Annotated in this window: 9 protein-coding genes and 1 pseudogene; 9 read left to right on the top strand and 1 reads right to left on the bottom strand. The window is 67.1% G+C overall.

Translation table 11 applies throughout. The features are described from left to right. Positions 1-175: 175 nt before the first annotated feature. Positions 176-1,105 carry a LysR family transcriptional regulator gene (locus tag HSX14_RS29760; protein ID WP_173176962.1) on the bottom strand — a complete coding sequence of 310 codons (930 nt, stop codon included), beginning with the start codon at positions 1,103-1,105 and terminating at the stop codon, positions 176-178. A 367-nt stretch (positions 1,106-1,472) separates the two neighbouring features. On the opposite strand from HSX14_RS29760, the gene HSX14_RS29755 reads away from it, so the two are divergent. From HSX14_RS29755 to tssC, 9 genes and pseudogenes are all read left to right on the top strand, one after another. Further along, positions 1,473-3,833, top strand: a complete 2,361-nt coding sequence (locus HSX14_RS29755; protein ID WP_173176960.1) for a TonB-dependent receptor — start codon at positions 1,473-1,475, stop codon at positions 3,831-3,833. A 36-nt stretch (positions 3,834-3,869) separates the two neighbouring features. Continuing rightward, complete coding sequence (locus tag HSX14_RS29750; protein ID WP_173176958.1) at positions 3,870-4,775, top strand: TauD/TfdA dioxygenase family protein; 906 nt, start codon at positions 3,870-3,872, stop codon at positions 4,773-4,775. A 74-nt stretch (positions 4,776-4,849) separates the two neighbouring features. Then, complete coding sequence (locus HSX14_RS29745) at positions 4,850-5,755, top strand: TauD/TfdA dioxygenase family protein (protein ID WP_173176956.1); 906 nt, start codon at positions 4,850-4,852, stop codon at positions 5,753-5,755. Positions 5,756-6,420: 665 nt separating this feature from the next. Further along, the gene (locus HSX14_RS29740) at positions 6,421-7,230 is read left to right on the top strand and encodes an energy transducer TonB (RefSeq protein ID WP_173176954.1); all 810 of its coding nucleotides are present in this window, start codon (positions 6,421-6,423) and stop codon (positions 7,228-7,230) included. Positions 7,231-7,267: 37 nt separating this feature from the next. Then, complete coding sequence (locus tag HSX14_RS29735; protein WP_111264622.1) at positions 7,268-7,981, top strand: MotA/TolQ/ExbB proton channel family protein; 714 nt, start codon at positions 7,268-7,270, stop codon at positions 7,979-7,981. A 1-nt stretch (position 7,982) separates the two neighbouring features. Beyond that, a complete protein-coding gene (locus HSX14_RS29730) occupies positions 7,983-8,384 on the top strand; it encodes an ExbD/TolR family protein (protein ID WP_111264621.1) in 402 nt (133 codons plus the stop codon). Positions 8,385-8,444: 60 nt separating this feature from the next. After that, positions 8,445-9,065, top strand: a complete 621-nt coding sequence (locus HSX14_RS29725; protein WP_173176952.1) for a glutathione binding-like protein — start codon at positions 8,445-8,447, stop codon at positions 9,063-9,065. A gap of 505 nt (positions 9,066-9,570) precedes the next feature. Next, positions 9,571-10,074 (top strand): type VI secretion system contractile sheath small subunit, encoded by a 504-nt coding sequence (gene tssB / locus HSX14_RS29720; protein ID WP_173176950.1) that lies wholly within the window; start codon positions 9,571-9,573, stop codon positions 10,072-10,074. Between the two features lie 30 nt (positions 10,075-10,104). Beyond that, positions 10,105-11,639 (top strand): annotated as a pseudogene (gene tssC, locus HSX14_RS29715) (type VI secretion system contractile sheath large subunit). Positions 11,640-11,642: the final 3 nt, after the last annotated feature.

Below are 11,642 nucleotides of genomic sequence, written 5' to 3'. Positions count from 1 at the left end.
AATTCGCTCCCACAGAAGAGGTAGCCCGCAGGATGGGTAGAGCGCAGCGAAACCCGTGCTGCTCGGCCCGCTGCACGCGACCTGGGCGAATGAATTCGCCCCTGCAGAAGAGCCGGCGGAGTCGCGGGTGGCCTCGAGGGTGGACCGATGTGCACCGCGCCTCGCCGAGGGCCTGTCAGGCGATGCGCCGGGCCTCTGCGGCCTCGGCGCCGTCCAGTTCGACGACGATTTCGATCAGCGCGCGCGCTGCCGGGGAGAGGCGGTAGCCGGTGCGGGTGACGATGCCGCAGCGGGCGGAGAGGCTTTCCAGGTTTTCCGGCAGGTTGCGAAAGCGCAGCAGCTCCAGCTCGCCGCTCTCCAGCAGCGGTGCCAGGGTCTCCAGCATGCCCACGCCAATGGCGTCGGTGCGGCGCACCACCTGCATCAACGCGGGCACATGCTCGCATTCCAGGTTGAGGGTGAAGTCGGCCTTGCCGCTGAAGCCTGCCAGCAGCTTGCGGATGCCCGCCGGCAGCCGCGTGGCGGCCAGCGGGTAGTCGAACATGTCGTTGGTGGAGAGGCTTTCCTTGGCCAGCAACGGGTGCCCCCGACGGCAGAAGAAACGACCGTTGCGCGGAGTCAGTTCGCGGGTCTGGAAGTTGGGGTCGATCTCGAACTGGCGGATGTCGGCGATGAAGAACTCGATTTCGTCGCGGGCCAGCAGGCGGCCCAGGGTTTCCCAGTTGTTCACTTCGAAACGGGTGTTGATGCGCGGATGGCGGGCGATGAACTCGGCCAGGGCGTCGGGCACCAGCTTGGCCGCCGGCGCCGGGCCGCAACCGAAGTGCAGCTCGCCTGCATCCAGCTTGGTCATCTGGTCGATTTCCCGCGCCAGGTTGCTCGCCCCCTGCACCAGGCGCAGGGCGTGCTGCAGCACCACCTGGCCTTCCGGCGTGGGGCGCAGGTCCTTGTTGCCCCGGTCGACCAGCTGGCAGCCGAAGGCCTGCTCCAGGCCCTGGATGCTGCGGCTGAAGGCCGGCTGGGTGATGCCCATGGCATCGGCCGCGCGGACGAAGCTGCGGTGTTCCACGAGGGCGATGAAGTAACGGAGTTGGCGCAGGTCCATCATGCTTTACCGGCATCGAAAATATAGGTCGAAGGCATTTGCCCCCATCTGGGTGCTGGTTTTAAATGCAGGCTCTTATTCCGTCAACGAAGCTTGTTTAGATAAATAAGATTAAAAAGGAATAAGTATATGGCCCAGACCGAAGGGGGATACCCGATGACCACGCCAGCACGATTTCCCGCCCTCGCCATGACCCGGCTCCTCGCGCCGCTCATGTGCGCCTGTCGCTGACAGCCGGACCCTGAGCCCGGTGGCCTCGCGCGCCACCTGACGCTCCCCCGAACCCACGCCGCCCCGACCGTCGCCCTGCGTGCGATGCGGGCCCGCTCCGCCCGGAAAAAGCCGGGCCCCGAACAAGGATCGCCCCATGCGCCAACGCCGTACCGCCATCCCCTCGCCCCTCGCTCGACCGCTGGCGCTGCAGCGCCTGGCCGCCGTGGACTATGCACTGACCCTGCTGCTGGCCCTGGGCGCCGGTAGCACCTGGGCCGCCGAGGGCAACACCGAGCAGCAAGTGGACAAGGATGTCGCCCTGCAGAAGGTCACCGTCACCGCCCGCCGCCGCGAGGAAGACGTGCAGGACGTGCCCACGCCCATCACCACCCTCAGCGGCAGCGCCCTGGAGACCCAGCGCATCTACAAGGTGCAGGACCTGCAGCAGGTGCTGCCCAGCGTCAACGTCGCCTTCATCCATGCCCGCCAGTCCAGCGTCGCGGTGCGCGGCATCGGCAACAACCCGGCGAGCGACGGCCTCGAAGGCAGCGCCGGGGTCTACCTCGACAACGTCTACCTGGGTCGCCCGGGCATGGCAGTGTTCGACCTGCTGGACATCGAGCAGCTGGAACTGCTGCGTGGCCCCCAGGGCACGCTGTTCGGCAAGAACACCACCGCCGGCGTGCTCAACATCAGCACCCGCGCGCCCACCTTCAGCCCCGAGCGCACGGTGGAGGTTTCCGGCGGCCAGGACGGCTACTTCCAGGCCAAGGGCACGGTCAACGGCGCCCTCACCGAAACCCTCGCCGCGCGCCTGTCGGCCTACCGCACCCGTGACGACGGCTTCATCAAGAACATCCACGACGGCAACGACCTCAACGGTGGTGCACGCCAGGGCGTGCGCGGGCAGTTCCTCTTCGAGCCCAACGAGGACTTCAGCCTGCGCTGGATCAACGACTACAACGAGGAGGATTCGAGCACCGGCACCATGGTCGTCTACGGCGCGCCGGCCCGTTACTGGCAGCGCGCGGCCCTGGCGGGTGCCTCGCCGGTGCGCGACCCGGACGACAAGAAGGTCAACATCGACGGCCGCCAGAACGTCAGCGTGCACCAGGGCGGCAGCTCGGTGGAGGCCAACTGGAACCTCGCCGGCGGCTACAAGCTGACCTCCATCAGCGCCTACCGCTATTGGCACTTCACCCCGGCCAACGACGAGAGCCTCAACGTGCCGGCGCTGCTCAACACCGGCGTGGAAGTGCACGACCGCCAGTTTTCCCAGGAGATCCGCCTGGCCTCGCCCACCGGCGGCGCCTTCGACTACGTGGTCGGTGCCTACGTGTTCAACCAGAACCTGGGCAACAAGAACTTCACCGACTACGGCTCCCGGGCCGACCTGTTCCTGCTCGGCGCCAACCTGGGCGCCATCAACAACGTCAGCACCAAGGCCAACGGCAAGATCGAGACCGACAGCTACGCGCTGTTCGCCCAGGGCACCTGGCACCTCACCGACCGCCTCGACTTCACCGCCGGCCTGCGCGGCACCTACGAGGAAAAGGACGCCAACGTGCAGCGCTTCGCACCGGTCGGTGGTGCGGCGGTGACCGGCCAGGCCGCCGCCATCCGCGCGGCGCAACTGGGGGCCTATGACTCGGGCGACCTCAGCCTGCACAACGCCGCGCCCTCCTTCCTGCTGAACCTGGCCTACAAATTCGACGACGACCTGCTGGGCTACGCCTCCCTGGCCCATGGCGAGAAATCCGGCGGGGTGAACCTGGCCGTAGGCTCGGCCCCGGTGGCCGGCGCCGACTCGCTGCTGGTCGGCCCCGAGCGCGCCAACGATGCCGAACTGGGCTTCAAGAGCACGCTGCTCGACCGCCGCCTGCTGCTCAACGCCAACCTGTTCTGGACCGGCATCCACGGCTACCAGGCCACCACCCTGTACCAGGCGCCGGGCTCCCCCAACGTCGTGCAGGTGCTGGCCAACGCCGGCAGCGTGCGCTCGCGCGGCCTGGAGTTCGAAGCCACCGCGCTGCCCGTGCGCGGCCTGACCCTGAACTTCAACGGCTCCTACAACGACGTCACCTACCTCAGCTTCAAGGACGCCCCGTGCCCCGGCGAGGTGAGCACCGCCCCCGGCGCGCCGGCCACCTGCGACCTCACCGGCGAACGCGTGGTCGGCGCCTCGAAATGGATCGCCAACCTCAGCGGCGAATACAGGTGGCAGCTGGAGAACCGCATCGAGCCCTACCTCACCGCCAGCTACGCCTACCGTTCCGAGGCCGAAGGCACCCTGGACAACTCCGACCTTTCCAAGATCGACGGCTACGGCCTGGTCAACCTCTCGGCCGGCGTGCGCCGCGACCTGGGCGACGGCCAGGTGGACGCCTCCATCTGGGTGCGCAACGCCACCGACACCGACTACTACCTGAGCGCCTTCGCCTACCTGAACGGCGCCTACACGGCCTCGGTGGGCGCCCCGCGCACCGCCGGCGTCTCCCTGCGCTACGACTTCTGACCCCCAGCAGCACCCACCCAACGCGAGGACCGCACCATGAGCAACGCAGCACTGGCCAGCCAGCAGCCCGAGATCCAGCTGGACATCCACCCCATCGCCGGGCGCATCGGCGCCGAGATCCGTGGCATCAGCCTCTCCGCCGAGCTGGACGCCGCCACCGTGGACGCCATCCAGGCCGCCCTGGTCCGTCACAAGGTGATCTTCTTCCGTGGGCAGACGCACCTCGACGACCAGGGCCAGGAGGCCTTCGCCAAGCTGCTCGGCGACCCCGTCGCCCACCCCACCGTGCCGGTGCGCGAAGGCACCCGCTACCTGCTGCAGCTCGACGGCGCCGAAGGCCAGCGGGCCAACTCCTGGCACACCGACGTGACCTTCGTCGACGCCTACCCCAAGGCCTCCATCCTGCGCAACGTGGTGGCCCCGGCCGCCGGCGGCGACACCGTCTGGGCCAACACCGCCACCGCCTACGCCGACCTGCCGGGCGAACTGCGCGAACTGGCCGACAAGCTCTGGGCCATCCACAGCAACGAATACGACTACGCCGGCGTGCGCCCCAACGCGCCGGTGGAAAAGCTGGAGGAGTACCGCAAGGTGTTCACCTCCACCGTCTACGAGACCGAGCACCCGGTGGTGCGCGTGCACCCCGTCAGCGGCGAACGCAGCCTGCTGCTGGGGCATTTCGTCAAACGCCTCAAGGGCCTGTCCCAGTCCGACTCGGCGCACATCTTCGCCGTCCTCCAGGGCTACGTGACGCGCCTGGAGAACACCGTGCGCTGGCGCTGGCAGCCCGGTGACGTGGCCATCTGGGACAACCGCTCCACCCAGCACTACGCCGTGGACGACTACGACACCCAGCCGCGCATCGTGCGCCGCGTGACCCTGGCCGGCGACGTGCCGGTGGGCATCGACGGCCAGCGCAGCCGCACCACCCGCAAGGGCTGACGCGAGGCGTGCGGCGGGCCTTCGCGGATGCGCGGGCCCGCCGAGCCATCCCACCCCATGACAGGAGACCGACCATGACCCTGGCCACCCACACCCAGGCAGAACCCGCCGCACCGTTGCATCACGACGCCCCCTTCGCCATCACGCCCCTGGCCGCGCCCCTGGGGGCGGTGGTCAGCGGCTTCGACGCCACCCGCATCACCCCCGCCCAGGTGCTGGCCCTCAAGCAGGCCCAGCGCGAACACCACATCCTGCTGTTCCGCGACCAGCACCTGGACGATGCCCAGTACCTGGCCTTCGCCACCCACTTCGGCGCCGTGTTCCAGCCGCCGGCGGACATCCCGGTGCTGTCTTCCGGCGTCGACGGCAAGGCGCCGGAGATCGTCAAGGTGGCCAACACCGAGGACGGCGAACTGGGCAACACCGCCATCCCCGCCCACGCCGACCACCACTGGACGCCGACGCCGTCCTCCGGCTCCTTCCTCTATGCCCTGGAAGTGCCCTCCAAGGGCGGCGAGACCCGCTTCACCAACCTGGCCCTGGCCTACAGCGCGCTGGACGAGGCCACCCGCCGCGAGATCGACCCGTTGCGGCTGATCACCTACAACCCCTTCATCCGCCTCAAGAACGGTGGCTACAACGGCGGCTTCGTCACCTACCGCACGCCGGATATCCCCGCCATCCAGGGCACCGAGCACCCGCTGGTGCGCACCCACCCGGAAAGCGGCAAGCGCCTGCTGTTCCTCGGCGTGCACACGGAAGTGGAAATCCCCGGCGCCGACCCCGAATACGGCAAGGCGCTGATCGGCCGCCTGCGCGAGCACCTGGAAAACCCGCGCTTCCACTACGCCCATGCCTGGCGCGCCGGCGATATCGTCTGGTGGGACAACCAGGCCGTCCTCCACGCCCGCAACGGCTTCCCCGCCACCGAAAAACGCCGCATGAAGCGCATCAGCCTGAGCGGCAGCCGCCCGTTCTGATCCTGCCGGCAACCCACGGCCTCGATGCATGGCCGGACGTAGGGTGACCCCGCTTCACCGGTCCACCATGCGGAGCCGACCGTAACTCCGCTGGTGGACGTAAAGAGCGACGTCCACCCTACGCAGCGGTTTGGCTCTTCAGTGGGAGCGAATTCATTCGCGAAGGATCGACACCTATGCGTTGGGCCTCGCTGCGCTCGGCGCCACCCTACGGGCTCGGTGCGTGGCCGGACGTAGGGTGGACCACGCTTCATCGGTCCACCACGCGGAGCCGACCGTGACTCCGCTGGTGGACGTAAAAAGCGACGTCCACCCTACGCACGGCCCGGCTCTTCCGTAGGAGCGAATTCATTCGCGAAGGACTCGAGCCAATGCGTTGGGCCTCGCTGTGCCCGCCGCCAGCACCGCTTTCAATGCCTTCCCGGCATATTTTCGATGCCTACAAGGCATCCGAAATTAAAAATCCTTATTTTTCATAAAGTTAGAAATTTATATTCCATTAGGTAATTGATGAATCATTAAAAATTACTTTATGGGATAAGCCGCAAAACCAATCATTTCCCCGTGGCCGACCGCTCTGGAATGGCCCTCATGCAGCTCCGCAGCTGCCCTCCGATCACTTTCCGGTGCACAGGCCGGATTTTTTCCAACCGGGAGTCTTGCCGATGGGCAATGTCCTCAAAGCCGACAGCGCGAGCGACCTGCTGTGGCGTGAAGCGCGCAGCCCTGGCGAAGTGCGTGACCTCGGCGTGCCGCTGCGCCATGCCCTCGGCGCGTCGCGCTTCAAGGGCGGCGACGGTCGTGTGCTCGGTCGTCGCGAAGCGCTGTTGCTGGGCGCCTTCGCCCTGGTGCTGCATGCCGGCGTTCTTTACTGGGTGAGCAACAAGCCCACTCCGGCGCTGCCCGAGGTACCGCCCGAGATTCCGCCCATGACCATCGAATTCACCACGCCGGCACCGCCCGTGGTGGAACCGCCGCCGCCCGAGCCGCCACCGCCTCCGGTCGTCGAGCCGCCGCCCCCCGTGGTGGAGGAGCTCGCGGTCAAGCCGCCGCCGCCCAAGCCGGTGCCCAAGCCGAAGCCGAAACCCGTGCCCAAGCCGGCACCCAAGCCGGTGGAGGCGCCGCCCCCGCCGCCCAAGGTGGAAGCGCCGCCCGCGCCCCCGGCCCCCCCGGCTCCACCCGCGCCGGCACCGGTCACGCCGCCCTCGGCCAACGCCGGCTACCTGCGCAACCCGGCGCCGGAGTACCCCTCCTTCGCCCAGCGTCGCGGCTGGGAAGGCACGGTGCTGCTGCGGGTGCACGTACTGGCCAGCGGCTCGCCCAGCGAGGTGCAGATACAGAAGAGCAGTGGTCGCGACCTGCTCGACGAGGCGGCGATCAAGGCCGTCAAACGCTGGACCTTCGTACCCGCCAAGCGCGGCGACGTGGCCCAGGATGGCTGGGTCAGCGTGCCCATCGACTTCAAATTGAACTGAACAGATTCGCGCCCCGGCGCACTTGGAGGATCGCAACATGGACCTACTCAACAACCCCTTCGGCTCGGTCGAGCACCTCGTCATCTGGCTGCTGATCGGCTTCTCGGTCGTCACCTGGGGCCTGGCCCTGGTCAAGGGCATCCAGTTCGCCCGTCTCAAGCACCAGGACCGCAAGTTCCAGAAGCTGTTCTGGAGCGCCACCAGCCTGGACAGCGCCGCCGACCTGGTGCAGGACCACGCCGGTGCCGTCGCCCACGTGGCCCAGGCCGGTTTCGCCGCGATCCAGGTGCAGGGCGGCCAGCCCGGCGACCTGAGCCAGGCGATCAACCACCAGGACCGCCTCGAGCGCGCCCTGCGCCAGCAGATCCAGCGTGAGCGCCGCTCCCTGGAATCGGGCCTCGCGGTGGTCGCCTCCATCGGCTCCACCTCGCCCTTCATCGGCCTGTTCGGCACCGTGTGGGGGATCATGGAAGCGCTCAAGGGCATCAGCCTGGCCGGTTCCGCCAGCCTGGAAACCGTCGCCGGCCCCATCGGCGCGGCGCTGATCGCCACCGGCGTCGGCATCGCCGTCGCGGTGCCCGCGGTGCTGGTCTACAACTACTTCCTGCGCAGCCTCAAGCTGACCGCCGCCGACCTCGACGACTTCGCCCACGACTTCTACAGCCTGGCCCAGAAGAGCGCCTTCAAGGTCATCGTCAACCCCGCCGCCGGCAAGCAAGGCGCCGCCCAGAAAGTGAAGGAGGCGTCCTGACATGGCCTTCTCCACACAAGACAGCGACGAGGTTCTCTCCGAGATCAACGTCACCCCGCTGGTGGACGTGATGCTGGTGCTGCTGGTGGTGTTCATCGTCACCGCGCCGCTGCTCACCAACGCCATCCCGATCAACCTGCCGAAGACCGAAGCGGTCGCCCCGCCGGACCAGAAGGACCCGCTGGTGGTGAGCATCGACGGCGAAGGCAAGCTGTTCATCAACAAGGACGAGATCCAGCCGGACCTGCTGCAGGGCAACCTGGAGGCCGCCAAGGCCAAGGACCCGGAGCTGCGCGTGCAGCTGCAGGCGGACGACAAGGTCGACTACGGCGCGGTGGCCAAGGCCATGGCCTCCATCGAGCGCGCCGGGATCACCAAGCTGGCGGTGATCACCGCCCGCTGAGCATTTGGCCACCCGCCTTCAGGCAGGGGGAGGGTGGCCTTTTTTATTCGAGGACGCGCAATGACCACCCTGTTCATCTCCCCGGGCGCCTGCTCGCTGGCCTCCCATGTCGCGGTGCGCGAGCTGGCGCTGCCGATCCAGGTCGAGCGCGTGGCCTTGCGCACCGCTGATTCGCCCATCCACGCCATCAACCCGCTGGGCCGCGTGCCGGCCCTGCAACTGGACGACGGCACCGTGCTCACCGAGAACAGCGCCATCCTCCCGTACCTCGCCGACCTGGTGCCGGGCACGCCGCTGTTCGCTCCGGCTGGCAGCGTCGAGCGCGCGCAGATCCAGGGCTGGCTCGGCTACCTGGCGGCGGAGGTGCACGCCGCCTCCTTCCGCCCGCTGAACCGCCCCGAACGCTACTCCGCCGATACCGGCGCCCACGACGGCATCCGGGCGCAGGCTCGGGTGCAGCTTTATCGCGCCTTCGAACATATCGAGCGCCACCTCGAGAACCGCACCTGGCTGGTAGGTGAGCGCTTCACCCTCGCCGACGCCTACCTGGGCGTGTTCAGCCTGTGGCTCGGTCGCATCGGCGGCGAGTTCGAGCAGCTCACCGCCGTGGCGCGTCTGCGCCAGGCCTTCCTTGGCCGGGCTGCGGTGCGTGAGGCGCTGGGGGTCGAGGGGCTGGCCTGAGACCGCTCCCATCGATGAGCGAACGCGACGGGCCGATCCTGGCCTGATCGCAACCCCATCGCGCATCCCGCTCGTGCTCCACGGGTTTCCGGAAGCACGCGGTTTTCCTCTCTCCGCCTGACGCGGACAAAGTGCCCCGGGCGCATGGCGCGGGGTGACCTGCCGCCCACCGATCCCCCCGCACGCAACGCGTTCCCACCTCCCGCTCCGAACGGGATTCCGTCGCTGCGCGGGACGCCTGCATCGAAGCGCTTGCATCCGCACGCGTTGACGGCCTCAGACCGTTCGCCGCGCTTCTCGGACTTTTCCTCTTTCGCCGCCTTGGGCTTATCGGCCTGAATAGCCGCCGGCCCGCCAGCGTGGCGACCGCCCAAGCAACGAGTGCGAAATGGAATTCACTCACTTCGACCTGACCGACAGCACGAGCACCGGCTCGGCTGCGGTCATGAATTCCTGCTCGACGGCTTTCATCTGACCCCCCGCTGGGGAGGCATCTGGAGTAGTCATGGCATCGAACAGTTTCCAAAACGAGGTACCCAAGGCACGGGTCAACATCAAGCTCGACCTGCACACCGGCGGTGCACAGAAGAAAGTCGAGCTTCCCCTGAAGCTGATGCTGATGGGCGACTACAGCAACGGCCGGGAGGCGCGCCCCCTGTCCGAGCGCGCCAAGGTCAACATCAACCGCAACAACTTCGACAGCGTGCTCGCCGAGTTCGCCCCCCGCATGAAGCTGGCCGTGGAGAACACCCTGGCCGATGACGATTCGGAAACCTCGGTCGAGCTGGCCTTCCACCGCATGAAGGATTTCGAGCCCGAGCAGGTGGCTCGCCAGATTCCCCAGCTACGCGCCCTCCTGGCCATGCGCAATCTGCTGCGCGACCTCAAGTCGAACCTCCTGGACAACGCGACCTTCCGCCAGGAACTGGAACGCATCCTCAAGGACGACGCCCTCAGCGACGAGTTGCGCACCGAGCTCGCCGCGCTCGCTCCCCAAGACGCCTCTTAACGCATCCGGATATCCACAGGAAGGTTTCCCATGTCCGTAGAACACACCTCCGCAGCCCCTCGTGGGGCCACCTCGTTCGATGAAAGCCAGGGCGTCTATGCGGCGCTGTTCAGCAAGATCAACCTCAGCCCGATCAGCGAGTTGAGCGGCCTGGATGCATTCCAGAACAACGAGGCGCTGTCCGAAGCGTCCGCTGACGAGCGCGTCACGGCGGCGGTCAGCGTCTTCCTCGACCTGCTCCAGCAGTCGGCGCAGAAGGTCGAGCGCCTGGACAAGACGCTGCTCGACGAGCACATCGCCTCCCTTGACGCGCAGATCAGTCGCCAGCTCGACGCGGTCATGCACCATGAGGAGTTCCAGCGCGTGGAGTCCACCTGGCGCGGCGTGAAATCGCTGATCGACCAGACGGACTTCCGCCAGAACGTCCGCATCGAACTGCTCGACATCAGCAAGGACCACCTGGTGCAGGACTTCGAGGATGCGCCGGAAATCGCCCAGAGCGGCCTCTACGTCCACACCTACACCCAGGAATACGACACCCCCGGCGGCGAGCCGATCGCGGCCGCCATCTCCAACTACGAGTTCGATGCCAGCCCCCAGGACATCGCCCTGCTGCGCAACCTGTCCAAGGTCGCCGCAGCGGCGCACATGCCCTTCATCGGCGCCGTCGGCCCGGCCTTCTTCGGCAAGGAATCGATGGAGGAAGTCGCCGCCATCAAGGACATCGGCAACTACTTCGATCGGGCCGAGTACATCAAGTGGAAATCCTTCCGCGACAGCGACGACTCCCGCTACATCGGCCTCACCCTGCCGCGCGTCCTCGGTCGGCTGCCCTATGGCCCGGACACCATCCCCGTGCGCAACTTCAACTACGTGGAGAAGGTGAAGGGGCCCGACCACGACCGCTACCTGTGGACCAACGCCTCGTTGCCTTCGCCGCGAACATGGTGAAGAGCTTCATCAACAACGGCTGGTGCGTGCAGATTCGCGGCCCGCAATCGGGTGGCGCGGTGACCGACCTACCGATCCACCTCTACGACCTGGGCACCGGCAACCAGGTGAAGATCCCCTCGGAGGTGATGATTCCCGAGACCCGGGAGTTCGAGTTCGCCAACCTCGGGTTCATCCCCCTGTCGTACTACAAGAACCGCGACTACGCTTGCTTCTTCTCGGCCAACTCGGCACAGAAGCCGGCGCTGTACGACACCGCCGATGCCACCGCCAACAGCCGCATCAACGCGCGCCTGCCGTACATCTTCCTGCTGTCGCGCATCGCCCATTACCTGAAGCTGATCCAGCGGGAAAACATCGGCACCACCAAGGACCGGCGCGTACTGGAACTGGAGCTCAACAAGTGGATCGGTGGTCTCGTCACCGAGATGACCGACCCCAGCGACGACCTGCAGGCGTCGCACCCATTGCGTGAAGCGAAGGTGATAGTCGAGGACATCGACGACAACCCGGGCTTCTTCCGCGTCAAGCTGTACGCGGTACCGCATTTCCAGGTGGAGGGCATGGACGTCAACCTCTCGCTGGTCTCGCAGATGCCCAAGGCCAAGGCCTGACGC

Source organism: Pseudomonas tohonis (assembly GCF_012767755.2).
Classification (GTDB): Bacteria; Pseudomonadota; Gammaproteobacteria; order Pseudomonadales; family Pseudomonadaceae; genus Metapseudomonas; species Metapseudomonas tohonis.
This window is presented reverse-complemented; position numbering and strand designations above follow the sequence as displayed.

Coding starts and splice junctions, on each gene's coding strand:
- HSX14_RS29760 (WP_173176962.1), bottom strand. CDS start 1,105: ATGGACCTGCGCCAACTCCGTTACTTCATCGCCCTCGTGGAACACCGC.
- HSX14_RS29755 (WP_173176960.1), top strand. CDS start 1,473: ATGCGCCAACGCCGTACCGCCATCCCCTCGCCCCTCGCTCGACCGCTG.
- HSX14_RS29750 (WP_173176958.1), top strand. CDS start 3,870: ATGAGCAACGCAGCACTGGCCAGCCAGCAGCCCGAGATCCAGCTGGAC.
- HSX14_RS29745 (WP_173176956.1), top strand. CDS start 4,850: ATGACCCTGGCCACCCACACCCAGGCAGAACCCGCCGCACCGTTGCAT.
- HSX14_RS29740 (WP_173176954.1), top strand. CDS start 6,421: ATGGGCAATGTCCTCAAAGCCGACAGCGCGAGCGACCTGCTGTGGCGT.
- HSX14_RS29735 (WP_111264622.1), top strand. CDS start 7,268: ATGGACCTACTCAACAACCCCTTCGGCTCGGTCGAGCACCTCGTCATC.
- HSX14_RS29730 (WP_111264621.1), top strand. CDS start 7,983: ATGGCCTTCTCCACACAAGACAGCGACGAGGTTCTCTCCGAGATCAAC.
- HSX14_RS29725 (WP_173176952.1), top strand. CDS start 8,445: ATGACCACCCTGTTCATCTCCCCGGGCGCCTGCTCGCTGGCCTCCCAT.
- tssB (WP_173176950.1), top strand. CDS start 9,571: ATGGCATCGAACAGTTTCCAAAACGAGGTACCCAAGGCACGGGTCAAC.